Below are 23,603 nucleotides of genomic sequence, written 5' to 3'. Positions count from 1 at the left end.
CGCGCACGCAGCGCAGGGCCGGGCCTCCTGGCCGTCGCGGCTGGGACAGCGCCGCCGGGACCGCGACGTAGGCTGACGTCATGGTCATGCTGGGGATGCCGCGCACCGGTCTCGTCGACCGCTTCGGTCGGCGTGCGATCGACCTCCGGGTGTCGCTGACCGAGCGGTGCAACCTGCGGTGCACGTACTGCATGCCGGCCGCGGGCCTCCCGGTCTCGCCGAGCGACGCGATCATGACGGCGGCGGAGATCGCCCGGCTCGTCGGCCTCGGGGCCACACGACTCGGCGTGCGCAAGGTGCGGTTCACGGGCGGCGAGCCCCTGCTCCGGGCGGACCTCGTCGACGTGGTCGCTCGATGCGCGGCGCTGCCCGACCGTCCCGAGCTGTCCCTGACGACGAACGCGATCGGCTTGGCCTCGCGCGCCCAGGCCCTCGCCGACGCCGGCCTCGACCGCATCAACGTCTCGCTCGACACGATCGACTCCGAGACCTTCACGACGGTGACCCGGCGGCCGTTCCTCGCGCGGGTGCTCGAGGGCATCGCCGCCGCGGACGCCGCCGGGCTGCGGATGAAGGTGAACGCGGTGCTCCTCCGCGGGGTGAACGACACCCACGCCGCCGACCTGCTCGCCTGGTGTCTGGAGCGCGGGTACGAACTCCGGTTCATCGAGCAGATGCCCCTCGACGCTGGGCACACGTGGGACCGCACCGAGATGGTCACGGCCGCCGAGGTCCGGACGCTCATCGCCGACCACGTCGTCCTGACGCCGCACGCCGCACCGCGTGACGGTGCCCCGGCCGAGCGCTACGACGTCGCGGAGCGGACCGCGTCGGGCAGCACCGGACGCCACCTCGGCACGGTGGGGATCATCGCCAGCGTGACGGAGTCGTTCTGCGCCGACTGCACCCGGACGCGGTTGACGGCCGACGGCAAGGTCCGGAGCTGCCTGTTCTCGGACGAGGAGACCGACGTCCTCACCGCGATGCGTGCGGGCGCCGACGACGACGAGGTCGTCGCCATCTGGCAGCGGGCGATGTGGGCCAAGCCGCGGGACCACGGCGTCGACCGCGCGGACTTCGTGCAGCCGGCCCGCTCGATGAGTGCGATCGGCGGATGAGCGTGACGCGCATCCGGTTCTTCGCGGCAGCACGCGCGGCGGTCGGGCGCGACGAGTTCGACGTCGACGCCCGCACCCTCGGCGACGCGCTCGACGCAGTCGCGGTCGAGGACGCCGAGCGCTGGGCCGCCCTGCGGGGTCGCTGCGCCTACCTCGTCGACGGCGTGTCGACGAAGGACGCCGCGACGCCCCTCGTCGGCGTCGAGCTCGTCGACGTCATGCCGCCGTTCGCCGGGGGCTGACGCTCGCGGGCTGCTCGGACGGCACCAGCTGCTCGGACGGCGCGGACTCCGGCCGCTCGCGGAGCGCGGGGCAGTGCTCGGGCGTCGGGTGGTACGCGATGTCGATCATCCGGTCGAGCGCGTCGCGCGCCGCGCCGAGGGACGCCATGGCCTCGGTGATCCGGTTGCGCTCCGACTCGAGCAGGGCGAAGCTCTCGGGCGAGGACGCCCCGCTGTCGACGCAGGGCAGCAGCTGCAGCACCGTGCGGCTCGACAGCCCCGCGGCGAAGAACTGCTGGATGAGCTGCACCCGCTCGACGGCGGACTCCGCGTACACCCGCTGGCCGCTCGCGGTGCGGACCGACGTGAGCAGTCCCTGCTCCTCGTAGTAGCGGAGCGCCCGCGCGCTCACACCGGCCCGACGTGCGATCTCCCCGATGCGCATCGCGCCCACCTCCCGTTGCTCCGGAGCGTGGCGCCCCGTGACTTGACCTTGACGTCGACGTCAACTCCTAGCGTAGCTCCGGCGGTGCCGATCGAGCCCGCCACCAGATGGAGGAACCAGCATGGACATCACCGGACAGACCGCCCTCGTGACCGGAGCGAACCGCGGCATCGGCCGCCAGTTCGTCCTCGAACTGCTCGACCGCGGGGCGACGAAGGTCTACGCCACCGCGCGACGGATCGAGACGCTCGAGTTCGACGACGCCCGAGTCGTGCCGTTGCACCTCGACATCACCGACCACGACTCGGTCGTCGCCGCCGCAGCCGCCGCGCAGGACGTGACCCTGCTCGTCGACAACGCGGGCATCTCGACCGGCGCGAGCCTGGTGACCGGCGACCTCGCCGAGATCCACCGCGAGATGGACACGCACTTCTGGGGCACCCTCGACGTCGTCCGTGCGTTCGCCCCGGTCCTGGCCGCGAACGGGGGCGGTGCGATCGTGAACGTCCTGTCCGCGCTGTCCTGGTTCGCGTTCGGCCCTGCCTCCGGTGCCTACGGCGCCGCGAAGGCCGCCGAGTGGAACATGACGAACGGCATCCGCCTCGAACTCGCCGACCAGGGCACGTTGGTGCAGGGCGTCCACCTCGGCGCCGCCGACACCGACATCATGTCCGGGTACGACGGCCCCATGATCGATCCGCGGGACGTCCCCCGGGCCTCCCTCGACGGGCTCGTCGCGGGCTCGATCGAGGTCGTCGTCGACGACTGGAGCGCGATGGTCAAGGCGTCGCTCGCGGGCGACCCGGCGGTCTTCTACGCCCAGCTCGCGGCGATGGCGGGCTGACACGGGTGGCGCGGCCCCCACGGCCGGTGTCCGCGTCCGCCGTCATCCCGCCGACGACGGGAACACCGTGACCTCGTCGGCCGGGAGGCCCACGGCCACCTCCGCCCCGACCCGCACGGAGGACGCGGTGACGGCCGCGACGGTGGCGTCCACGACGAACTCCCCCGCGACCACGCGGACGAGCCCGTCGCGCGGCTCGATCCGGTCGACACGGCGGAGGATCGCTGACGGCGCACCCCCGGGCCTCCCGAGCCGCGCCACCGTGGGGTGGTAGACGGCGAGCGCCACCGCTCCGGGCTCGGCGTCGACCGTGTCGGCCGGCAGGACCTCGCCGCTCGCGAGCCGGACACCGCCGGCCACGGCGTGCCCGGAGACCGATGTCAGGCCGGAGAACGCGGCGCCGAACGCGGAGGTCGGGCGTCGGAGCACCCGGTCGACGGGCCCGTCCTCGACGACGCGGCCCCGCTCGAGGACGACGACGCGGTCGGCGAGCGCCATCGCCTCGAGCGGGTCGTGCGTCACGAGCAGCACGGCGGCCGACCCGGCAGCGTCTCGGCCACGGACGGCGGCGGCGAGCGCCTGGCGGACCTCACGCTGCGCCTCCACGTCGAGCGCGGAGGTGGGTTCGTCGAGCAGGAGCACGCGGGGCGCGGTGGCGAGGGCACGTGCCACCGCGACCCGCTGGGCCTGGCCGCCGGAGAGCGACGACGGCCAGCGGCTGGCGAGGTGCTCGGCACCGACCGTCGTCAGCGCGGCGAGTGCCTGCTCGTGCGCGGCACGTCGCCCGCGGCGCCGGGCCCGGGGCCCGTAGGCGACGTTCTCGAGCACGGACCGGTGGGGGAACAGGACGGGCTCCTGCCCGACGAGTCCGACGCCGCGACGGTGCACGGGGACGAGGGAGCGGCGACCGCGGACGACGGGCTGTCCGGCGATGACGACCTGACCGGCGTCGGGGCGGACGAGTCCCGCGGCGACCCCGACGACGGTGGACTTGCCGGCGCCGTTCGGGCCGACGAGCGCGACGACCTCGCCTGGCGCGATGGTCAGGTCGACCTCGACGTCCCGCGCGGCTACGCCGAACCGGAGGACCGTGGCGGTCACGCGATCCCCCGTCGGCCGAGCAGGGACGACGCGCCGATGACGACGATCGCCACGGCGACGAGCACGAGCGCGAGGGCGATCGCCGTGTCGGGGTCGATCTCGCGCTGCAGGTAGATCTCGAGCGGCAGCGTGCGCGTGACGCCCTGCAGGCTGCCCGCGAACGTCAGGGTCGCGCCGAACTCGCCGAGCGCGCGTGCGAAGCACAGGACGAGGCCGGACAGGATGCCGGGGACCGCGCGCGGCGCGGTGATCGTGAGGAGCACGCGCGTGGGGCCGGCCCCGAGCGTCGCGGCGACCGCCTCGGCCCGTCCGTCACCCGCTCGGAGCGCTCCCTCGATCGCGGTGACGAGGAACGGCATCGCGACGAACGTCTGCGCGATGACGACCGCGACCGTGGTGAACGCGATCCGGACGCCGTGTGCGGCGAGGAACCCGCCGACGGGGCCGATCCGGCCGTACGCCGCGAGGAGCGCGAGCCCACCGACGACGGGTGGGAGCACGAGCGGCAGCAGCACGACCGCGCGGAGGACCCCGACCCATCGCGCGTCGGACCGGGCGAACAGCACGGCGAGCGGGAACCCGAACAGGAACGCGGCGCCGGTCGCGGCGAGCGCGGTGCCGAGGCTCAGCCCGAGCGCGGTCAGCGACGCGGGCGTCGTGACGAGGTGGCCGAACGTCGACCAGTCGACCGATCCCGTCATCGCGACGACGGGGACGATCACGAACAGGCCGCCCACCACGGCGGGGACCGGGAGCCACCAGGGGACGGCGGCGCGAGGGGTCCCGGCACGCCGCGGCAGCCCGTCGGTCACGGCTTGCCGAACCCCGCGTCCCGCAGCACCCGCTCGCCCGCGGTCGAGCGGACGTAGCTGACGAACGACGCGGCGAGGGCCTTGTGCGCGGTGCCCTGGACGACGCCGATCGGGTAGGTGTTCACGGCCTGCGCGCTCGCGCTGAACGGGACGCCGTGCACCTTCGACCCCGCCGCCCGGACGTCGGTCGTGTAGACGACGCCGGCGTCGGCCTGCCCGGCCTCCACCTTGCCGAGCACGTCGGTCACGGACTGCTCCTCGCTGACGGGGTGCAGGGTGACGCCGGTCGCGGACTCGACCTTCGCCGTCGCTGCGCCGCACGGCACGGGCGTCGCACAGACGACGACCTGGAGGGACGAGCTCGCCAGGTCGGAGAACGAGGACACCTGCTTCGGGTTGCCCGGGGCGGTCGCGATCTCGAGCACGTTCGTCGCGAAGTCGTGGCTCGCCCCGGCGATCATGCCGCCGCTCTTCAAGGTCCCCATGGTCGTCTCGTCGGCGGATGCGAACACGTCCGCGGGCGCGCCCGCCTGGATCTGGCTGACGAGGTCGCTCGACCCACCGAACGAGAACGTGACGTGGGCGCCGGGGTGGGCGGCCTCGTACCGCTTGCCGAGCGTCGTGAAGGTCTGCTGCAGCGACGCGGCCGCGTACACGGTGAGCGTGCCGGTGGGGCCGGCGCTGGACGAGGCGCTGGCGGCGGGGGTGGCCGATCCGGATCCTCCGCCGGAGGAACAGGCGGCGAGGGCGAGCGTGCCGACGAGGGCGAGCGCGGCGGCCGCCACGGGACGGAGGCGGGACGACGGACGGGTCATGCGGGTTCCTCCCGGGCGGGCCCGTCCGCGTCGGACACCGGCGCGATCGGGGCTTCGACGACGACCATGGTCGCCTTGACGGACGCGACGGCGACGGACCCGACCTCGAGGCCGAGGTCGCGCACCGCCTCGGCGCTCATGAGCGAGACGACGCGGTGCGGGCCGCACTGGAGCTCGACCTGCGCCATCACGCGGTCGGCGACGACGTCGGTGACGATCCCGACGAACCGGTTGCGGGCGGAGCTCTGCACCCCCGACGCGGGGTCGGCGAGGGCCGTGCTGCGCTCCTTGGCGTACCGGGCGAGTTCGCGGCCGTCGACGACAGCACGGCCCGCGTCGTCCGTGGCGCGGGTGAACGTCCCGCCGTCGACGAGTCGTCGGACGGTGTCGTCGCTCACGCCGAGGTACGTGGCAGCGTCGCGGATCCGCAGTTGCGTCATGATGCTGCGATCCTAGGCGCAGGTACCGCCCCGATGCTCAGCGCGTGTCGCCGGAAGGGAACTCGAGGCTGACCACGAGCCCGCCTCCGGGCCGCCCCTCGAACCGCAGCGTCGCGTGGTGCAGGTCGGCGACCCACCGGACGATGGAGAGCCCGGTACCGGTGCCGACGCCAGGTCCGCTGGCGACACCGGAGTCGGCGCCGTCGGCACGACCGGCGAGGCGTTCCGGAACGCCGCTGCCCGAGTCGGCGACCGCGAAGCACCGGTCGCGCACCGTCACGCGGACCGGGCCGTCCGTGTGCCGGACGGCGTTCTCGACGAGGTTCCGGACCGCGTGTTCCACGAGGTCCGCGTTCCCCCGCACCACCGTCGGCACGGCGTCCACGGACACGAGGTCACCACGGCCGAGTTCGTCGATCGTGACCTCGACGAGCTGGTCGAGTCGGAGCAGCCGCTGGTCGATCTCGCCACCGGACTCCGACCGCGCTCGAGCGAGCAGGCTCGTCACCACGCCGGTCATCCGCTCCAGCCGACCCTGGAGGTCCCGGAGCGCCTGGTCCGCGGTGTCAGGATGCCGGACGCCGGACTCCGCGATGAGGCCGAGCGTCGCGAGCGGCGTCCGCAGTTCGTGCGCGGCCTCGCGGAGGAACTGCTCCTGCCGTTCCACCTGCTGCACGGCGGGACGCATCGCGCGACCCGAGAGCACGTGCCCGGTGACGGTCGCCAGGAGGACCAGCACGGCGACCGCGAGGACCAGCCCGAGCACGAGCGACCGACGGCTGAACGGCGCCGCGGCCGGCGCGCCCACCATCGTCATGGCGACGTCCGACGGGTCGAGCGGCCGCGCCACCCATCGCATCGCGACGCCGTTGCGCCCGGACACCGTCCGGAAGACCGACGCGTGAGCGTGCCGCATGCCCGCGTACATCGCGCTGATCACCGCCGAGGACGGCAGGGACGACTGCCGCGGTGAGGCGTACTCGATGCCCTGCGCGTCGATGAATCCCGCCGGCATCGTCCCGATCGCAGCGAACCCGGCACCCGACGCGGGCGTCGTCCCCGTCGCGAAGCTGAAGGACCGGCCGTCGTGCGTGACGCCCTCGGACACCAGGCGGGCCTGGGTGCGGAGGCCGTCGTCGACCTGGTGTCGCGCCGCCGCGTCCGTCGCGGCGAAGACCACCGCGAGGGCCACCATGCAGGCCGCGGTCGTCAGCGCGAAGAACAGGGTCATGCTCCAGCGGATGCGCTCGAGTCGCCGTCGGGCCGCCGGACTCGGGCGGGCCGCGATCGCGACCTCGCGCGTCCTCATGCTCGGATCCGGTAGCCGACGCCGCGCACGGTCTCGATCAGGTCGGGTTCGCCGAGCCGCCGCCGGAGTTGCGCGATCACGACGTCCACGACGTTCGACATCGGATCGCTGCGCTCGTCCCAGCACCCCTCGAAGAGCGCGCTCCGGGACACCACGGCGCCGTCCGCGGTGAGGAGCATCTCGAGGACCCCGAACTCCTTGGGCGTCAGGCTCAGGAGCACGCCGTCGTGGGTGACCTCGTGCCGGGGCACGTCCATGACGACCGGACCGGCGCGGAGGACGGGGACGCGGAGCACCGCCCCGCGCCGTGTCAGGGCCCGCAGTCGGACCTCGAGCTCGGCGAAGGCGAACGGCTTGACGAGGTAGTCGTCCGCGCCCTCGTGGAACCCGTCGACGCGGTCCTCGATCGTGTCGCGGGCCGTCAGCACGAGCACGGGGACGGTGTCGCCCGCCCGCCGCAGCGCGCGGAGGAACGTGAGCGAGTCACCGTCCGGGACCGTGCGGTCGAGCACGAGGCCGTCGTACGCGGTCACCGCGACGGCCTCGTCGGCGGCGGCGAGGTCGGTCACGTGATCGGTCGCGAACCCGGCCCGCCGGAGTCCGTCGAGGATCCGGGCGGCCAGGTCGAGATCGTCCTCCAACAGCAGCAACCGCACGTCCACGTCCCTCCGACTCCGAGCGACACCCTCGCAGGACCGAGATGAGGAAGTCGTGAGACCGGCCGGTGACCATCTCATCACCACCTCACGCTCGGCCGGGCAGAGTCGGACGCATGGAACACCTGCGAACACGGCACCGCGTCCTCATCGCCGCCGCGACGGCCACGCTCGTCGCGGTCCCCCTGGCGGGATGCGCCGCCGGCACGACCTCCGGGCCCCACCACCACACCGCCGCCACGGTGACCTCCACCGTCACGCCGACCGTCACGACGACACCGGCCGCCAGCGGCGCGACCGCGACGCCGTCCGCTCCCGCACCGGCGACGACGGCGGCCAGGTCCGGGCCGGGCACCCGAGCCTCGACGTGCACGTCGAGCCAGCTGTCGGCAAAGACGGGCGAGCGCGACGGTCAACAGCCCGGGACGGGCTCGGGCATGAGCCAGCAGCGGGTGGCGATCATCCTGACGAACACGGGTGCCACGAGCTGCACGCTGCAGGGCTGGCCCGGCGTCTCGTACGTGGGCGACGGGAACGGCACGCAGATCGGCGCCCCCGCCAAGCTCGACCGCGGCGTCCCGCACCCCACGGTCACGCTGCAGCACGGCGCCGCGGCGCAGGCCTACATCGACATCGCGGACGCCGCCGTGTTCGACCCGGCGGAGTGCAAGCCCGTGCACCCGGACGGCCTCCGGGTCTACCCGCCGGGCAGCAGGACGTCGATCTTCCTCCGCGGTGGCGGCTCGGCCGGCGACGGGACCGCCTGCTCCTCGACGAAGGACGTGCAGATGAGCGTAGACGCGTTCATCCCCTACCCCTGAGCGCCACCCCGATCGGGGCGCTCGGCGGTGGTCCGCGCCTCGGCCAGCCACGCGGTCATGCCGCCGTCGAGCACGGTCACCGTCCGACCGTTGCCGTTCGCCGTGGCCCACGCGTCCGCGCGCGGGCCACGGGCGCAGTAGACGACGACCTCGGCGTCCGCGGGGACGTCGTCCGGTCGCACCGCCCCGGGGACCACGCCCGTCGCGTCGAGCTCGGCGTCCGTGCGGACGTCCACGAGCACGAAGTCGTCGCGACCCTGCGCGCGCAGGGCGAGCCGGGCCTCCAGGGCGGCGGGCGCGATCCGCGGCGCGGACGCACGCTGCGCGGCCGGGAGGCTCGACGGACGTCGCGACGCCGGACCACGACGCAGCGGGCTCTCGACGGCGCGCCACGTGCGGGCGTCGACGGTGACGACCCGGCCGAGCAGGGGGTCCCCGACGCCGGTGACGAGCGCGGACACCTGTCCGGCCATGACCGACCCGACCACGGCGCAGAGCGCCGGGACGACGCCGTCGAGCGCGCACGAGCCGTCGTCGTCGAACGGGTCGGGGTGCAGGTCGTGGAAGTCGACCGCGGCACCGTCGGGAGCGGCGTCCCAGAACACGGACACCTGCCCGTCGGAGCCGAGAGCGCTGCCCCACACGAGCGGGACGCCGGCCGCAGCGCAGGCCTCGGAGGCGGCGCGGGTGACGACGACGCTGTCGGCGGCGTCCACCACGACGTCGTGCCCCGCGACGATGTCGGGGGTGAACTCGGCGACGACGGCGACCGTCTCGGTCTCGGGGTCGACGGCGTGCGCCCGGTCCGCCGCGACGCGTGCCTTCGGGCGGCCGACGTCGGCGGCCGTGTAGAGCGTCTGCCGGGCGAGGTTCGACGGGTCGACGACGTCCGGGTCGACGACCGTCAGCCGCGCGAGACCGGCCCCCGCGAGCAGCGCGACGACGGGCGACCCGAGGCCGCCTGCACCGATGACGAGCACGCGTGCGGCCGCGAGGCGGCGGATGCCCTCGTCCCCGACCCCGGGCAGCGGCGCGGTCCGTGAGCCGAGGCGCCGACGGGCAGCGGAGACGGTCGGAGCCGGTTCGACGATCGGACGCACCCCGTCATTATCTGCGTCCACCCCGGGGACACGAGTGTGAACTCTCAGCGGCGAAGGCGCGAACACCCCGGCGCGCTGCCAGTGCGGCTGCGTATCGTCCGGGCCGTGAGTGCTCCGCAGACCGGTGCCATCAGCATCCAGCGGCCGACCCGGGTCCCGTCCCTCCGGCGGTCCGTCCGGGGGCTGTCCGGCACGCTGTCGATCGCCTCGGCCCGCTCGCCGGAGCTCACGATCGCGGCGCTCGGCGTGCTGCTCGCCGCGGCCTTCGCCTGGGTGCCGTCCCTCTGGTACGACGAGGGCGCCACCGTCACGAGCGCGACCCGGACCTGGGGGCAGCTCTGGAGCGAACTGCACCACGTCGACGCCGTGCACGGGCTCTACTACGCCTGCATGCACGTCTGGTTCCGCCTCGTCGGCTCCACCCCGTTCACGCTGCGGTTCCCGAGCGCGCTCGCCGTCGGGCTCGCCGCCGGGCTCGTCGTCGCGCTCGGCCGTCGGATCGCCGCTCGCCGGGTCGGCGTCGTCGCGGGCGTCGTGTTCCTGCTCCTCCCCCGCGTCGCCTGGGCGGGCGTCGAGGGCCGCCCCTACGCGACCATCACCGCGCTGTCGGTGGGCCTGACACTGGTCGGCCTCACCGCGGTGCGACGCACGCGGCACGGCACCGGGCGGCGGTGGTGGGTCGCGTACGGGGTCCTCGCCGCGGTCGCGGTGGTGTTCAACGTCTACCTGTCGCTCGTCGTCGTCGCCCACGCCGTGGCGCTCGCGTGGACGCGCCTCGCCGACCTCCGAGCCGCCCGCGCCGCACCCATGACGCATCGCGGTTCCGCCCCCGTGCCGATCGTGCCGCGGCACGTCCTCGGCGCGTGGGCGATCGCCGCGGGTTGCGCAGCCGTCACCGTCGTGCCGTTCGTGGCCGTCGCCACGGGCCAGTCGGAGCAGGTCAGCTGGATCGCCGGGATCGGGCCGGGCACCGTGCGCCAGGTGTCGACGACGGCGTGGTTCCCCGGGTCGGTCCCGTTCGCGACCGCCGCCTGGGTCGCGATGGCGGCCGGCGTCGTCCTCGGCCTGCGTGGCGCGCGACGTCGCGCCACCGCCCGGACCGCCCGGGAGGCCCTGCGTGCCCAGGCGGTCCGGGTCACCCTGCCCGTCGTCGTCGTCCCGACGGCACTCCTCGTCGGCGCGACGGCCCTCGGGGAGCACCTGTACTCGCCGAAGTACGCCACGCTGAGCCTGCCGTTCGTCGCGGTGCTCATCGCCCTCGGCCTGACGTCGATCCGCCCGCGGGTCCCCGCCCTCGTCGCGGTCGGTCTGCTCGTCGCGCTGGCCGTGCCCGCCGCGGTGGCCGTGAAGACCCCGTACGCCAAGCAGGACTCGCACTGGGCGCAGGCCGCCGCGATCGTGAGCCGGCAGCGCTCGTTCGCTCCCGATGCGGACGAGGGTGTCGTCTACGGCAGCGTGTGGCACCACCCGACGACGACGACGCAGATCATCCGCGACGCCTACCCGCGGGCCTTCGCCGGGATGACCGACCTGGCCGCGGTCACGAGCGGCCCCGCCACCGGTCGGCTCTGGGACACGAACGGGGACGTCGGCACGACGGTGCCCCGCCGTCTCGGCGACATCGACACGGTGTGGTTCCTCGGGGCGCCGTCCCGCGACGTCCGCCCGGCGCTCACCGCGACACTCGAACGTCGTGGGTTCCACGTCGCCGGCACGTGGCGCACCGGCACCGTCATCGTGTCCGAGTACAAGCGCACCGGGCACTGATCCGGTGGCAAACCGCCTGGTCGGTATCGTTCGGGGTACAACCGCGTCCCCCGCATTGGGGGCCTCAGAGTTCTCGAGAACCGCTCAGACTGATGGGGCCGCACGGTGTCGTCGTCCGGGCGTCGTTCCGCAGCCCGATCCTGCGTCCGACGATCCATCCTGACGGGGTACACCGCGAGCGACCCGATCCGACCCGAGGAGCCCGCCGTTGTCCCACGTCCTGCCCACCAGCCCGAAACGCGTCCGGTTCACGTGGTTCGCGATCGGCACCGGGGTGCTCGCCGCCGTGCTGCTCGCGTTCTCGATGTCCGGGACCCTGTCGGGGTTCGTCGCGTCGATCACGAACAGCGGTGACACGGCCGTCACCGGCACCCTCGTGATGCAGGAGTCCACGACCGGCGCGAACGCGGCGACGTGCACCTCGACCGACGGCGGCTCCGTCTCGACGAACACCGCGACCTGCACGTCGATCGACCAGTTCGGCGGGGCCGCCATGGTGCCCGGCGACACCGTCACCACGGCGATGACGATCAAGAACACCGGATCGGCCGCCGCCCGGACGTTCACCCTCACCCCGGGCTCCTGCGGGCAGCTCGCGAACGGCTCCGTCAACGGCACGGCGAACGACCTGTGCTCGCAGATGACGGTGGTCGTCAAGAACACGACCGCGAACACCACGGTGTTCTCGGGCACCCTCGCCGCCCTCGGCAGCACGACCACGCCGTTCTCGCTCCCCGCCGTCCCGGGCGGTTCGTCCACGGCCTTCAGCTTCGCCGTCTCGCTGCCGAGCACCCTCGGGAACAGCTACCAGGGCCTCCAGGCCACGGTCCCGCTGACCTGGTCGTACGCCAGCTAGTCCCCACCCCGTCCGACGCGGCGGGTCACGCTGCCGGACCCGCCCCTCCCGATCCGTGGAGGCGACCGCCATGACCGCGACGCACGTCCGCGCCGTCCGGCCGGCCGACGGCGTCCGGGCGGTGCGCGGCAGCAGGGCCGTCCACGGCCTCCGGGCCGTCACTCGCCGTCGTCGTCGGACCGGACGGCGAGCGCTCACCGGCGTCCTGCTCGCGATCATCGCTGTCGTGGTCGTCGCCGCGACGGCGTTCCACGCCACCGGCGGTCGGTGGTTCGTCGTCGAGACGCCGTCCATGGGCACGGCCGCGCCCGTCGGCACGCTCGTCCTCACCGTCCCCGCCGCCGCGACCGACCTGCGCGTCGGCGACGTCGTCACGTTCCACCCGCCGACCGCCGCGGGCGAGACCTACACGCACCGCATCGTCGCGATCGACCACGGACGGATCACGACGCATGGTGACGCGAACGGCGCCGTCGACCCCTGGCGTCTCCGCGCCGCCGACGTGGTCGGGGTGGTCCGGACGATCCTGCCCGGAGTCGGATGGCTCGTCCGTGCACTGCCCCTGCTGATCGTCGGTCTCGTGGCGCTCTGGCTCGTGACGAGCCGCGTCCGTCGGCCGACGTACCGATCGGCTGCCCGCGTCCTCGGGGTGTCCGTCCTGCTCTCCGGCGTCGCGTTCGCCCTCCGCCCCTTCGTCGGGACCACGGTGCTCCAGACCGCGACCGTGTCGGGCGGCACGGAGGCGACCGTCGTGTCCACCGGGATGCTGCCCGTCCGGGTCGCCGCCCCCACCGGCGCGCACGTCGACCTCGTCGCCGGGCAGGTCGGGCACCTCACCCTGCCGACGCACGTCCTCGCCACTCGGCACGCGGTCTACCACCTGACGACCGCGCTGCACCTGCCGCCCTGGGGATGGGCGGTCGCGGTGGGCCTGTGTGCGGTGCCGCTGCTCTGGACACTCGTGGTGGGCCTCCCGGGCGACGAAGCGGGCCCGCGCCGCCACCGCCGGACCCGAGGACTCCACGCATGACCCCCCGGCACCGCGAGCGACCCCGACGGCGGTGGCCCCTCGTCGCGGTGGCGCTCGCCGCCGCGGCCGCCGTCGGTGTCGCGGCGCCCGGGACGACCTCGGGGTGGACCGCGGCGATCACGGACCCCGCGGACACCGCGAGGACGGCGCCGTACTTCCACTGTCCGGACGCGCTCACCGTCGACGCCGGCTCGGCGCTGTTCCAGTACCCGCTGACCGAGGACGCCGGCTCGACCACCGCCCGGGACGTGTCCGGACACGGGAACGACGGCACGTACCAGGGCAGCATGACCACGAGCACCGAGACGCCCATCGCCTGCCCGAGGGACGGTGGCAGCGCGTACGTGCTCGACGGGTCCACGAGCTACGTGTCGATGCCGACGAAGACGGCGCCACCGGCCACCTACAGCGAGGAGGTCTGGTTCCGCACGGCCACGGCAGCCGGCCGGTTGATCGGGTTCGGCACCGCCCGGACCGGCACGTCCGGACTGGAGGACCGGGCCGTCTACGTGAACACCGACGGCGGGGTCACCTTCGCCACCTACAGCAGCAGGAACCAGATCGTGACCAGTGCAGCGGGGGTCGACTACGCGGACGGGGCCTGGCACCAGGTGGTCGCGACGCAGAGTCCGAGCACCGGCATGGCGCTCTACCTCGACGGGACGCTCGTCGCCAGCAACAGTGCGTACACCGGAGCCGAGGATGACGGAGGCGGGTACTGGCGGATCGGCTACGACAGCCTGTCCGGGAGCTGGGTGGGTTCCGGCTCCGCCTGGTACGTGAACGGTGCCATGCGGTACGCGGCGGTGTACACCACGGTGCTCACCGCACAGCAGGTCGCGACCCACTACGCCGCGGGCAAGTTGGTGACCGGGAACTGAGGCGCGGCGGGCTCGCGCTCGCGCTCGTGCTCGTGCGCGGGCTCGGGCTCGGGCTCGGGCTACCGCGGTACGACGCGCGCGCCGTGCACCGGACCCGTGGCCCGCACCACGGTCAGCCCGGCGGCGCTCAACTCGACCTGCAGGTCGAGCGCGGCGTCGGAGTCCGCGGCCAGGAACGCGACGGTCGGGCCGCTCCCGGACACGATGCCCGCGAGAGCGCCGGCGCGCTCACCGAGTTCGAGCGTGCGCGCGAGTGTGGGTTGCAGCCGCATCGCCGGAGCCTGCAGGTCGTTGTGGAGGCAGTCGGCCAGCAGCTCGGCGTCGCCCGCCCGGAGCGCCTGCAGCACGTTCGCCTCGACGACGGGGGCGTCCCGGACGGGCGTGATGTCGGCGCGGTAGCGGTCGCGATGCTCGTCGAGGGCGGTGTACACCGCGGGCGTCGAGAGTCCCTCGTCCGAGAGCACGAGCACCCAGTGGAACTGCCCCGACGCCAGGGCCGGGCTGAGCTCGTCGCCCCGCCCCGTGCCGATCGCGGTGCCGCCGGAGAACGCGAACGGCACGTCGGCACCGAGCCCGGCCGCGAGCCGCAGGAGTTCGTCGCGACCGAGCGACGTGCCCCACAGGGTGTCGACCGCCAGGAGTGTCGCCGCCGCGTCCGCGGAACCGCCGCCCATGCCCCCGGCGACGGGCACCTGCTTCTCGATCGTCAGGTGCACCCCGCCGCGGTACCCCGCGCGCTCCGCCACGAGCCGGGCGGCCCGCAGTGCCAGGTTCGTCTCGTCCACCGGGACCGCCGACGTGTCGATGGGGCCGGTGAACCGCACGGTGAAGTCGTCGGCCGCCTCGGCGACGACGTCCTCGTACAACGACACGGCCTGGTACGCCGTCGCGACGTCGTGGTACCCGTCCGGCAGCAGCGTGCCGACAGCCAGGTAGACGTTGATCTTGCCCGGCGCGCGCGTCCGCACCCGGGTCGGTGCGGCGAGCGACGTCATGGACCCAACCTATATCGGTCGCGATGGCCACCGCGCGACCCCGAGGGGCACCGCGGTGGCACGGCGCGGCCGTGCCCCTCAGCCCGCGGTGGTGCCGGCCACGAGCGGGATGACCTGCTCGCCGAACCGCTCCATCTCCTCGAGCTGTGGCGAGAACTGCAGCAGGAGCGTGTCGACGCCGGCGTCCTGGAACGCCCGGATCCGCTCCGCGACCTGCTCGGGCGTCCCGACGAACCCCGGCCGCAGGCCGCGGTTCGACACGGAGTAGTCCTCCAGGCTCGGCACACGCTCGAGCTGCGACTTCGAGATGAAGTCCTGGTACGACTCGTACGCGGCCCCGTGCTGCACGTCGGTGATGCGGGCGAGCTCGGCCTGCGCCTCCGCCTCGGTGTCACGGACGATCGCGTAGGCGGCCATGCCGAACGCCTCGAACGGCGGCAGTCCGGCGTCGACGCGACGCTGCTTCATCTCGTCGATCTTCGTGCGCAGCTCATCCACCGTGCCGCCGTGCGTGACGTACGCGTCGGCGTAGCGTGTGATGCTCGCCTTCCCGGCCTCGGACTCACCGCCGGCGTAGATGCGCGGCTGCACGCGGGGCTTCGGCTCGAGGTGCGCGTTCTCGATGTCGTAGTACTCCCCGTGGAACGAGTACGGCGTCTCGGTCCACAGGCCCTTCATGATCTCGACGAACTCCGCGGTGCGGCGGTACCGGTCGTCGTGCTCCGAGAAGATCCCGCCGTACTGCTTGGCCTCCTCGGCCCACCAGGCGCTCACGACGTTGAACGTGAACCGACCGTTCGAGATGTCGTCGATCGTCGCGGCCTGCTTCGCCGTGACGGCGGGCAGGTGGTAGCCGGGGCGCATGGCCGCCATGATCTCGAGGCGGTCGGTCGTCGCCGCGATCGCCGCCGCGAGCGCCCACGCCTCGAGGCTCGGCGCGGCCGTGCCCTTGATGTCGTTGAGGTTGAGCTCGGGGACGAGCGTCAGGTCGAAGCCGATCTGCTCGGCCCGCTGGGCGAGGCGCTTGACGTAGTCGAACGTGACGGGCATCTGCTCGTCCTCGACGTTGCGGAGCCAGCCGCCGAACAGCGGGGTCCAGTATCCGAATCGCACGTGGTTCTTCCGGTTCGTTGGGGTGGGACGGTCGGGAGGCGCGGTGCCGGTCGGGCCGGCGCCGCGCCTCCCGGGGTGGTCGCGGTGGTCGCGGTGGTCGCGGGTCGGAGCGGCCGAACCGGTGCCTTCCGTTCGAACACCGCGATGCGGCGGTGCGAACGGAAGGAGCCGGTGCGATGCTCAGACGGCGAGCAGGGCCTGCTCGCTCGCGAGGAGCGCGCCGAGGTAGCGCGCGATGCTGCGGGGGCCCGACACGGGGCTCGTTTCCTCGACCGCGGGGTTGTAGTTCGTGTTCGTGTTGATGTCGTAGACGACGGTCCGACCGTCGACGGTCTCCATGAACTCGATGCCGGCGACGCCGATGCGCTGGTCGGCCAGGAACGCCTCGAGCCGCTGGACGATCTCGGACCCGGCCGTGATCTCGGAGCGGATCGAGAACGCGCTCGGCTGGCCGGCCGTCGGCACGTCGCACGCCGCTCCCGCGAACGTCTGCTCGGTGCCGGTCTGCTCGGTGCCGGTCTGCGCCGTGTCCGTCTGCGCCGTGCCCGTCTGGGCGGGGCCGCTCTGCGGCTGCGCCGCCTGGCCGGGCAGCGGGACCTCGCACGCATCGGCCGGGCAGAGCTCGAACGACCCGGCGCTCGTGTCGACGCGGACGGCGTAGACGAACCGACCGCCGACGAACTCGACGCGGGTGATGAACGGCGCACGCGCGACCAGGTACTCCTGGATGAGGGTGATGCCGTCGACCGGCTCCTCGAACTCCGGACTCTCGACGTACGACGCGAACTCCGCCACCGTGTCGAACCGCCGGACGCCCAGGCCCTTGCCGCCCTGGTTGTGCTTCGTGATGAACGGCGCACCGGGAGTCGACGCCTCGGCGACGAAGCGCTCGGCGGCGGCGACGAGGTCGCGGTGACCGAACACCGCCGTCGTGCGCGGCACGTCGAACCCGGCGTTCCGGAGCAGGCCGTGCTGCGCGACCTTGCTGACCTCGAGCTCGAGCACGTGGCTGCCGTTGACGACCGAGCGGCCGGCACGCTCGAGCCAGCCGAGGACGGCGCGCGTGTACTCCTTGCTGTGCTCGTGCCCGCGGGTGTGGCTCGACGCGGACATGCGCGACCAGTAGACGCCCGGCGCAGGATCAGCGGCGAGGTCGATGGAGCCGTCCGTCAGCAGGAGCTCCTCGACCGGGACACCCTCGGCCTCGAACGCAGCGGCGAGCGGTGGGAACCACTCGGGGTTCTCGTGGATGACGTACACACGGGGAGTGCTCACCGCAACAGCCTAGGCACGGTCCCCTGCGCGCGCCACGCCGGTCGTCACAGAAGGCAACCGCGGAGGGGCTGACTGCCCCGTTGCCGTCCGGGCAGGGGTCTCGGTTCCCTCGGACGGGGTCGGGCCGAACCGCTGCTCGCCGAGCACGCCGAGCAGCGCCAGCCGGTCTGCCGCCTCGGTACCGGGCTCCGAGGTGAACACCAGGAGCGCCTGCGCCCGGTTCTCCGTGAGCAGCACCTGACAGTCGACCTCGAGTCGCCCGAGTTCCGGGTGCAGGAAGGTCTTGTGGTCCGTGAACCGCTCGGCGACCTCGTGTCGCTCCCACACCGCCACGAACTCCGGGCTCCGGGCGGTCAGCCCCGCGACGAGTTCCCGCGCACGGCGGTCACCCGGGCCGGCCGCACCCACCGCGGCCCGGAGCGAGGCGACCTGGATGCGTGCCTGCCGCTCGTGCTCCTCCGGGGCGTAGCGCTCGCGCTCCCGACCGAGGAACCACCGCCACACCTGGTACCGCTCGGGCCCCGGCAGCCCCACCGTCGCCCCGAGCAGCGCGACGGCCCGGCGGTTCTCGGCGAGCGTCTCCCCGAGGTCGCTCACGACGATCGCCGGATCCGCGTCGAGGCGGTCGAGCACCCGGAGCAACGGCGGCGCCACGTGATCGGCACGCCGCACGCGCACCGGGGCGTTGTGCCCGGCGAGGTGGAACAGGTGGTCCCGCTCCGCCACCGTCAGCCGCAAGGCCCGGGCGAGCGCCTGGAGCATCTGCTCGGACGGCTGCGGACCGCGCTGCTGCTCGAGCCGGGTGTAGTAGTCCGTCGACATCCCGGCGAGCGCGGCAACGTCGTCACGCCGGAGGCCGGGCGTCCGGCGGCGCGGACCGGCACCGAGGCCGACGTCCTCGGGCTGGATGCGCTCCCGCCGGCGCCGGAGGAAGTCCGCGAGCCCGTCCCTGTCCACGCCGTCCCGTTCCACCCCGTGATCCTCGCACCCGCGCGCGCCCGCGACCAGGGATCGCCGATCCCCCGATCGACGCGCTCTGCCCCGCCGGCCCGGACTCCGCGATCGTCGGGGCATGGACATCACCACCAGCACCGTCTTCATCCCCGGCGCGACCTCGGGCATCGGCCTCGGGCTCGCACGACGCCTCGCCGACGCGGGCAGCACCGTGGTCGTCGGCGGTCGTCGCCGGGCCCTCCTCGAGGAGATCGCGGCGGACGATCCGCGCCTGGACACCGTCGTGCTCGACGTCGACGACCCCGACTCCATCACCGCGGCCGTGCGGACCCTCGTCGAGCGGCACCCCTCGCTCGACGCCGTCGTCACGATGTCGGGGATCATGCGCCCGGAGGACCTCCGTGATCCTGCGCACATCGCCGCTGCCGAGGCGACGATCACCACCAACCTGCTCGGCACGATCCGCCTGGTCGACGCCGTCCTGCCGCACCTGCTCACGCGGCCGGCCGCGACGCTCATGACCGTGTCGTCCGGGCTCGCGTTCACCCCGCTCGCCGCGACACCGACCTACAGCGCGACCAAGGCGGCCGTGCACTCGTACACGCTGTCGCTCCGGGCACAGCTCGCCGACTCCGGCGTCGAGGTGCTCGAGCTCGTGCCGCCGGCCGTCGCCACGGACCTGCTCGGCGGCGCCGACTTCGGCGGCATGCCCCTCGACGCGTTCCTCGACGAGGTCGTCGCCCTCCTCGCGGCCGGGGCCGAGGCGGAGGTCCTGGTCGAGAACGTCCTGCCCTTGCGCTGGGCGGAGCGGAACGGGAACCAGGCGGAGCTCATCCGGGCCCTGGTCGCGGGCCACTGACCCCTGCCGGAGCCTCTGCCCAGCGGAACCGCCTCGTTTCGACGATCCCGCTGTCGTTCCCCGACGGGTTCGTCGCCACATGCACGCACATCAGATGCGGGTGCATGCGGCGACGATCCCGATGTCGTTCGACACGCGCTCCGTCGTCACATGCGCGCATCGACAGCGGTCGGGTCAGCGGCGCTTCTTCGCCGCCTTCGCCTTCTTGGCCGGCGTGACCTTGGTGTTCGGCGGGTACACCGCACCGCTCGACGAGATCCAGTCGGTGAGGTTGTAGACGACCACCAGCGCGATGCCGCTGAGGAACCAGAAGCGACGCGCTCGACGGTCCTTGAGCACGCCGGTGATCAGCGGCAGCAGGACGTAGAGCAGCCCACTGTTCTTCTCGATCGCACCGTGCACCGCGAACGGGACGGCGGGGATCGCGGCGGACGGCTGATCGGTCACCGCGTTGAGGCCGCCCTGCACCAGCCCGAACAACCGGAACAGGCGACGAGCGCCCGGACGGAGGCCCAGCGCGCCCGGCAGGAACAGGTTCGCGGCCGTGAACCCGTAGTCGATGCGGCCGTGGAGTTCAGGGCTGATGGGCTTGGCGGACACCTGCTGCTTCGTCTTCGGCATGGTTCCAGAGAACTCCTCGGCGGCTGGTGGTGCACCACATCGCCGTCGAGATCGGACCCGGTTCGTGGGTGGTGCCACGGAGGGATCGGCTGAGCCCTACGCGGCGGCGAGCACCGTGCGACCGAGGCGCGTGAAGTCGTCGACCGTGAGCTGCTCGCCGCGCAGCGTCGGCTCGATGCCCGCAGCGGTGAGGGCGTCGGATGCTCCGGCACTCCCACCGAGGAGTGCGGACAAGCTCTGTCGGAGCATCTTCCGCCGCTGCTGGAACGCTGCGTCGACGAGGGCGAAGACCTGGGCCCGGAGCGTCTCGTCGCCCGGTTCCTCATGGCGCTCGAAGCCGACGAGCACACTGTCGACGTTCGGTACCGGCCAGAACACCTGCCGACTGACCTGCCCGGCGATGCGCCACGAGCCGTACCAGGCCGCCTTGACGCTCGGCGATCCGTAGACCTTCGACCCCGGGTCCGCGGCCAGCCGGTACCCGACCTCGGCCTGCACCATGACGAGCGCCCGACCGATGGTCGGGAACGTCGGCAGCAGGTGCAGGAGCACGGGAACGGAGACGTTGTACGGGAGGTTCGCCACGAGGTGCGTGGGCCGCGCGCCGTCCGGCAGGTCCCCGGCCCGGAGCGTCAGGGCGTCCTGGTGCACCACGCGGAGCCGGGCCTCGGGTTGGAGCATCCGGACCGTGTCGGGCAGCTGCGTCGCCAGGCGCCGATCGATCTCGACCGCGAGGACGTCGGCTCCGGTCTCGGTGAGGCCGAGCGTCAGCGACCCGAGCCCGGGACCGACCTCGAGGACGATCGCGTCGGCGTGCACACCACCGGCGGCCACGATCCGGCGGACGGTGTTGGCGTCGTGGACGAAGTTCTGGCCCAGCTTCTTGGTCGGTGTGACGTCGAGGCGGCCCGCGAGGTCGCGGATCTCGGCGGGGCCGAGCAACGCACCGGGACGCGACGGGCCGGGAGCCTCGCTCACTCGTTCACCGTGACGGGCTCGTGGTCCCACCGCCCGTACACGATCTCGGTGTTCGACGAGATCTGCGCCGCGAGCATCGAGGGGTCGGTCCCGATGGTCTCGGCCATCGAGCGGAGCGTCAGCGGCACGAGGTACGGCGCGTTCGGGCGACCGCGGTAGGGCACCGGGGTCAGGAACGGCGCGTCGGTCTCGATCAGGATCCGGTCGCGCGGGGCGACGCGGAGCGCCTCGCGCAGGGCCTCGGCGTTCTTGAACGTCACGGTGCCCGCGAAGGACATGTACCAACCCCGCTCGGCACAGAGCCGCGCGAGGTCCGGGCCACCGGAGAAGCAGTGGAATACGGTGCGCTCGGGCGCACCGACGCGGTCGAGCGTCGCGACGACGTCGTCGTGAGCGTCACGGTCGTGGATCTGGAGGGCCAGCCCGTGCCGCTTGGCGATCGCGATGTGTTCCTCGAACGAACGCACCTGGGCGTCGCGCCCCTCGGGACCCGTGCGGAAGAAGTCGAGCCCGGTCTCGCCGACGGCACGGACGCGGGGCAGGGCAGCGAGCGCGTCGATGCCCGCCAGGTGTTCGTCGAGGAGGCCCCGCTGCTCGAGTTCGGGCGCTTCGTTCGGGTGGAGCGCCACCGCCGCGAGGACGCGCGGTTCTCGGGCGGCGATCTCGGCGGACCAGCGGGAGGTCTCGAGGTCCGTGCCGACCTGCACGACCCCCCGGATCCCGACGCTCGAGGCGCGGTCGAGGTGCTCGCGGTACTCGATCGGCCCGTCCCCGCCGTCACCGACCCCGTCCGCGATCTCCATGTGCGTGTGGTTGTCGTACACGGGCACGACGAGCGCCGGGGGCAGCGGCGGATAACTGAGGTCACGCTTCTGCCCGGCACCGTCGCTCCCCCGCGCGCGGACGTGGGCGTCGGACGAGCTCACGCTGCGCCCTGCTCCGAGGTCTCGATGCGCGGGAACAGCCCGGCCTCGAGCGGAACGACGCGCTCGGCGCCCGCCCACTCCCACGCGCGGTCGATGCGCTGATCGCTGATCGAACCGCCCGCTCCGATCGCAGCCCAGAGTCGATCGGCCGCCTTCGGAACCACGGGCGCGAGGAGGACTCCGACCGTCCCGAGGCCGCGCAGTGCCGTCGTGAGGACCGTGCCCAGACGCTCACGCTGGTCGGGCTGCTTCGCCAACGCCCAGGGCTCCTGCTCGGTGATGTAGCCGTTCAGCGCGTCGACGAGCTCCCAGACGGTGGCGATCGCCTCGTGCGGGGCGAACCCGGCGATCGCGGCGTCGGCTCGCTCGGTCACCGAGACCGCGAGCTCGTCGATCGCACGGTCGGCGTCGGTGAGCGCTGCCCGCTCGGGCACGACGCCGTCGTGGTACCGGCCCAGCATCGCGACGATGCGCGACGCCAGGTTCCCGAAGCCGTTCGCGAGCTCGGCCTGGTAGCGCGCCGCGATGTCCTCCCAGCTGAAGTTGCCGTCCTGCCCGAAGGTGATCGCGCGCAGGAAGTAGTACCGGAAGGCGTCCGACCCGAACGTGTCCGTGATCTCGGACGGGGCGATGCCGGTCAACTTGCTCTTCGACATCTTCTCGCCGCCGACGAGCAGCCACCCGTGGCCGAACACGCGCTTCGGGACCTCGAGCCCGGCGGCCATGAGCATCGCGGGCCAGATCACGGCGTGGAACCGGGCGATGTCCTTGCCCACCAGGTGCACGCTCGGCCACAGGCGACGGAAGGCCTCGTCGTCGTCGCTGCCGTAGCCGAGCGCGGTGATGTAGTTGAGCAGGGCGTCGAACCAGACGTAGAGCACGTGGTCCGAGTCCCATGGGATCGTGATGCCCCAGTCGAAGCTCGACCGCGAGATCGAGAGGTCACGAAGGCCCTGCTTGACGAACTGCACGATCTCGTTGCGGACGCTCTCGGGCTGGATGAACTCGGGGTTCGACGCGTAGAGGTCGAGCAGCGGCTGCTCGAAGTCCGACATGCGGAAGAAGTAGTTCCGCTCCGCGAGCACCTCGACCGGGATCGAGTGGATCGCGCAGACCTGCTGGCCCTCGTAGGCTCCGGTGCCGGGGACGAGGTCGCTCGGCTGCTTGTACTCCTCGCACCCCACGCAGTAGAAGCCCTCGAACTCGCCGGCGTAGATGTAGCCGTCGTCGTACAACTTCTGCAGGAACGTGGTGACCCCGCGCACGTGCCGGTCGTCCGTGGTGCGGATGAAGTCGTCGTTCCGGATGTCGACGGTGTCGAGCAGGGGCTTCCAGGCCTCGGCCACGAGACGGTCCGCCCACGCCTGCGGGGTGACGTCGTGCGAGGACGCCGTCCGCAGGATCTTCTGTCCGTGCTCGTCCGTGCCGGTCAGCAGCCAGGTGTCGTCGCCACGCTGCCGGTGCCACCGCGCCAGCACGTCCGCCGCGACCTCGGTGTACGCGTGCCCGATGTGCGGCACGTCGTTGACGTAGAAGATGGGCGTCGTGATGGAGAACGCGGTGCCGTCGGACATGCGGACCATCCTACGGGCGCGTCCCATCAGGTGACGGTGGCCCGGGACCCCTGTGGAGACCGGCGTGACCGGGCGCGGACGTGGAGGACGGG

Annotated in this window: 25 protein-coding genes; 9 read left to right on the top strand and 16 right to left on the bottom strand. The window is 73.1% G+C overall.

Annotated elements, in window-relative coordinates; translation table 11 throughout:
- Positions 1-80: 80 nt before the first annotated feature.
- Entirely contained in the window at positions 81-1,118 is a 1,038-nt protein-coding gene (moaA, locus tag DEI82_RS12480) for a GTP 3',8-cyclase MoaA (protein WP_111037079.1), read from the top strand.
- Entirely contained in the window at positions 1,115-1,360 is a 246-nt protein-coding gene (locus DEI82_RS12475; protein ID WP_111037077.1) for a MoaD/ThiS family protein, read from the top strand. Before moaA ends, DEI82_RS12475 begins: the two co-directional genes overlap by 4 nt.
- On the opposite strand, the gene DEI82_RS12470 is transcribed toward DEI82_RS12475, so the two are convergent.
- Positions 1,335-1,784 (bottom strand): MerR family transcriptional regulator, encoded by a 450-nt coding sequence (locus tag DEI82_RS12470; protein WP_111037075.1) that lies wholly within the window; start codon positions 1,782-1,784, stop codon positions 1,335-1,337. The genes DEI82_RS12475 and DEI82_RS12470 overlap by 26 nt on opposite strands.
- A 121-nt stretch (positions 1,785-1,905) precedes the next feature.
- On the opposite strand from DEI82_RS12470, the gene DEI82_RS12465 reads away from it, so the two are divergent.
- Entirely contained in the window at positions 1,906-2,628 is a 723-nt protein-coding gene (locus DEI82_RS12465; RefSeq protein ID WP_111037026.1) for an SDR family oxidoreductase, read from the top strand.
- Between the two features lie 42 nt (positions 2,629-2,670).
- Here DEI82_RS12465 and DEI82_RS12460 read toward each other — a convergent pair whose 3' ends face one another.
- The 6 genes from DEI82_RS12460 to DEI82_RS12435 are packed head-to-tail and all read right to left on the bottom strand — an operon-like array spanning position 2,671 to position 7,767.
- The gene (locus tag DEI82_RS12460; protein WP_111037024.1) at positions 2,671-3,729 is read right to left on the bottom strand and encodes an ABC transporter ATP-binding protein; all 1,059 of its coding nucleotides are present in this window, start codon (positions 3,727-3,729) and stop codon (positions 2,671-2,673) included.
- Positions 3,726-4,541 (bottom strand): ABC transporter permease, encoded by an 816-nt coding sequence (locus DEI82_RS12455; RefSeq protein ID WP_258372055.1) that lies wholly within the window; start codon positions 4,539-4,541, stop codon positions 3,726-3,728. The genes DEI82_RS12460 and DEI82_RS12455 overlap by 4 nt, the downstream gene beginning before the upstream one ends.
- Entirely contained in the window at positions 4,538-5,356 is an 819-nt protein-coding gene (gene modA / locus DEI82_RS12450; RefSeq protein WP_111037022.1) for a molybdate ABC transporter substrate-binding protein, read from the bottom strand. The genes DEI82_RS12455 and modA overlap by 4 nt, the downstream gene beginning before the upstream one ends.
- A complete protein-coding gene (locus DEI82_RS12445) occupies positions 5,353-5,796 on the bottom strand; it encodes a molybdopterin-binding protein (protein ID WP_111011189.1) in 444 nt (147 codons plus the stop codon). The genes modA and DEI82_RS12445 overlap by 4 nt, the downstream gene beginning before the upstream one ends.
- A 37-nt stretch (positions 5,797-5,833) precedes the next feature.
- Positions 5,834-7,105 (bottom strand): HAMP domain-containing sensor histidine kinase, encoded by a 1,272-nt coding sequence (locus DEI82_RS12440; RefSeq protein WP_111037020.1) that lies wholly within the window; start codon positions 7,103-7,105, stop codon positions 5,834-5,836.
- The gene (locus DEI82_RS12435; RefSeq protein WP_258372054.1) at positions 7,102-7,767 is read right to left on the bottom strand and encodes a response regulator transcription factor; all 666 of its coding nucleotides are present in this window, start codon (positions 7,765-7,767) and stop codon (positions 7,102-7,104) included. Before DEI82_RS12435 ends, DEI82_RS12440 begins: the two co-directional genes overlap by 4 nt.
- Positions 7,768-7,877: 110 nt before the next feature.
- Between DEI82_RS12435 and DEI82_RS12430 the strand changes: the two genes are divergently transcribed.
- Entirely contained in the window at positions 7,878-8,582 is a 705-nt protein-coding gene (locus tag DEI82_RS12430) for a DUF4232 domain-containing protein (protein WP_111037018.1), read from the top strand.
- On the opposite strand, the gene DEI82_RS12425 is transcribed toward DEI82_RS12430, so the two are convergent.
- The gene (locus DEI82_RS12425) at positions 8,573-9,682 is read right to left on the bottom strand and encodes a ThiF family adenylyltransferase (RefSeq protein WP_181435203.1); all 1,110 of its coding nucleotides are present in this window, start codon (positions 9,680-9,682) and stop codon (positions 8,573-8,575) included. The genes DEI82_RS12430 and DEI82_RS12425 overlap by 10 nt on opposite strands.
- Positions 9,683-9,787: 105 nt before the next feature.
- Here DEI82_RS12425 and DEI82_RS12420 point away from each other — a divergent pair, with 105 nt between their 5' ends.
- The 4 genes from DEI82_RS12420 (at position 9,788) to DEI82_RS12400 (ending at position 14,216) form a co-directional block, all read left to right on the top strand.
- On the top strand, positions 9,788-11,449 hold the full coding sequence (locus DEI82_RS12420; protein WP_181435202.1) for a glycosyltransferase family 39 protein: 1,662 nt from the start codon (positions 9,788-9,790) through the stop codon (positions 11,447-11,449).
- Between the two features lie 208 nt (positions 11,450-11,657).
- Positions 11,658-12,305: a hypothetical protein gene (locus DEI82_RS12415; protein ID WP_111037012.1), complete on the top strand. Its 648-nt coding sequence runs from the start codon at positions 11,658-11,660 to the stop codon at positions 12,303-12,305.
- A 70-nt stretch (positions 12,306-12,375) separates the two neighbouring features.
- Positions 12,376-13,335, top strand: a complete 960-nt coding sequence (locus tag DEI82_RS16010; RefSeq protein WP_146242909.1) for a S26 family signal peptidase — start codon at positions 12,376-12,378, stop codon at positions 13,333-13,335.
- The gene (locus DEI82_RS12400; RefSeq protein ID WP_111011182.1) at positions 13,332-14,216 is read left to right on the top strand and encodes a LamG domain-containing protein; all 885 of its coding nucleotides are present in this window, start codon (positions 13,332-13,334) and stop codon (positions 14,214-14,216) included. The genes DEI82_RS16010 and DEI82_RS12400 overlap by 4 nt, the downstream gene beginning before the upstream one ends.
- Before the next feature lie 59 nt (positions 14,217-14,275).
- Here DEI82_RS12400 and DEI82_RS12395 read toward each other — a convergent pair whose 3' ends face one another.
- From DEI82_RS12395 to DEI82_RS12380, 4 genes are all read right to left on the bottom strand, one after another.
- Entirely contained in the window at positions 14,276-15,211 is a 936-nt protein-coding gene (locus tag DEI82_RS12395) for a 4-(cytidine 5'-diphospho)-2-C-methyl-D-erythritol kinase (RefSeq protein ID WP_111011181.1), read from the bottom strand.
- A gap of 78 nt (positions 15,212-15,289) precedes the next feature.
- Entirely contained in the window at positions 15,290-16,324 is a 1,035-nt protein-coding gene (locus DEI82_RS12390) for an LLM class flavin-dependent oxidoreductase (RefSeq protein WP_111037006.1), read from the bottom strand.
- Between the two features lie 180 nt (positions 16,325-16,504).
- Entirely contained in the window at positions 16,505-17,599 is a 1,095-nt protein-coding gene (locus tag DEI82_RS12385) for a RimK family alpha-L-glutamate ligase (RefSeq protein WP_111013963.1), read from the bottom strand.
- A gap of 9 nt (positions 17,600-17,608) precedes the next feature.
- Complete coding sequence (locus tag DEI82_RS12380) at positions 17,609-18,556, bottom strand: helix-turn-helix transcriptional regulator (protein WP_111013992.1); 948 nt, start codon at positions 18,554-18,556, stop codon at positions 17,609-17,611.
- 115 nt (positions 18,557-18,671) lie between these two features.
- Here DEI82_RS12380 and DEI82_RS12375 point away from each other — a divergent pair, with 115 nt between their 5' ends.
- Positions 18,672-19,412, top strand: coding sequence for an SDR family oxidoreductase (locus tag DEI82_RS12375; RefSeq protein WP_111037004.1), 741 nt, complete (start codon positions 18,672-18,674; stop codon positions 19,410-19,412).
- A gap of 174 nt (positions 19,413-19,586) precedes the next feature.
- On the opposite strand, the gene DEI82_RS12370 is transcribed toward DEI82_RS12375, so the two are convergent.
- The 4 genes from DEI82_RS12370 to metG all read right to left on the bottom strand — a co-directional run bounded on the left by DEI82_RS12370 (position 19,587) and on the right by metG (position 23,511).
- A complete protein-coding gene (locus DEI82_RS12370) occupies positions 19,587-20,033 on the bottom strand; it encodes a hypothetical protein (protein ID WP_111037002.1) in 447 nt (148 codons plus the stop codon).
- A gap of 96 nt (positions 20,034-20,129) precedes the next feature.
- A complete protein-coding gene (gene rsmA, locus DEI82_RS12365; RefSeq protein WP_181435201.1) occupies positions 20,130-21,011 on the bottom strand; it encodes a 16S rRNA (adenine(1518)-N(6)/adenine(1519)-N(6))-dimethyltransferase RsmA in 882 nt (293 codons plus the stop codon).
- On the bottom strand, positions 21,008-21,937 hold the full coding sequence (locus DEI82_RS12360) for a TatD family hydrolase (protein ID WP_111037000.1): 930 nt from the start codon (positions 21,935-21,937) through the stop codon (positions 21,008-21,010). The genes rsmA and DEI82_RS12360 overlap by 4 nt, the downstream gene beginning before the upstream one ends.
- Positions 21,934-23,511 carry a methionine--tRNA ligase gene (gene metG, locus DEI82_RS12355; RefSeq protein WP_111011175.1) on the bottom strand — a complete coding sequence of 526 codons (1,578 nt, stop codon included), beginning with the start codon at positions 23,509-23,511 and terminating at the stop codon, positions 21,934-21,936. The genes DEI82_RS12360 and metG overlap by 4 nt, the downstream gene beginning before the upstream one ends.
- Positions 23,512-23,603 lie beyond the last annotated feature (92 nt).

This window comes from Curtobacterium sp. MCBD17_019 (assembly GCF_003234555.1).
Classification (GTDB): domain Bacteria; phylum Actinomycetota; class Actinomycetes; order Actinomycetales; family Microbacteriaceae; genus Curtobacterium.
This window is presented reverse-complemented; position numbering and strand designations above follow the sequence as displayed.

What these genes read in the sequence shown, in the direction of transcription:
- DEI82_RS12440 (WP_111037020.1), bottom strand. Translation starts at nt 7,105, where the DNA reads ATGAGGACGCGCGAGGTCGCGATCGCGGCCCGCCCGAGTCCGGCGGCC.
- DEI82_RS12475 (WP_111037077.1), top strand. Translation starts at nt 1,115, where the DNA reads ATGAGCGTGACGCGCATCCGGTTCTTCGCGGCAGCACGCGCGGCGGTC.
- DEI82_RS12400 (WP_111011182.1), top strand. Translation starts at nt 13,332, where the DNA reads ATGACCCCCCGGCACCGCGAGCGACCCCGACGGCGGTGGCCCCTCGTC.
- modA (WP_111037022.1), bottom strand. Translation starts at nt 5,356, where the DNA reads ATGACCCGTCCGTCGTCCCGCCTCCGTCCCGTGGCGGCCGCCGCGCTC.
- metG (WP_111011175.1), bottom strand. Translation starts at nt 23,511, where the DNA reads ATGTCCGACGGCACCGCGTTCTCCATCACGACGCCCATCTTCTACGTC.
- DEI82_RS12370 (WP_111037002.1), bottom strand. Translation starts at nt 20,033, where the DNA reads ATGCCGAAGACGAAGCAGCAGGTGTCCGCCAAGCCCATCAGCCCTGAA.
- DEI82_RS16010 (WP_146242909.1), top strand. Translation starts at nt 12,376, where the DNA reads ATGACCGCGACGCACGTCCGCGCCGTCCGGCCGGCCGACGGCGTCCGG.
- moaA (WP_111037079.1), top strand. Translation starts at nt 81, where the DNA reads ATGGTCATGCTGGGGATGCCGCGCACCGGTCTCGTCGACCGCTTCGGT.
- DEI82_RS12375 (WP_111037004.1), top strand. Translation starts at nt 18,672, where the DNA reads ATGGACATCACCACCAGCACCGTCTTCATCCCCGGCGCGACCTCGGGC.
- DEI82_RS12470 (WP_111037075.1), bottom strand. Translation starts at nt 1,784, where the DNA reads ATGCGCATCGGGGAGATCGCACGTCGGGCCGGTGTGAGCGCGCGGGCG.
- DEI82_RS12465 (WP_111037026.1), top strand. Translation starts at nt 1,906, where the DNA reads ATGGACATCACCGGACAGACCGCCCTCGTGACCGGAGCGAACCGCGGC.
- DEI82_RS12445 (WP_111011189.1), bottom strand. Translation starts at nt 5,796, where the DNA reads ATGACGCAACTGCGGATCCGCGACGCTGCCACGTACCTCGGCGTGAGC.
- DEI82_RS12395 (WP_111011181.1), bottom strand. Translation starts at nt 15,211, where the DNA reads ATGACGTCGCTCGCCGCACCGACCCGGGTGCGGACGCGCGCGCCGGGC.
- DEI82_RS12430 (WP_111037018.1), top strand. Translation starts at nt 7,878, where the DNA reads ATGGAACACCTGCGAACACGGCACCGCGTCCTCATCGCCGCCGCGACG.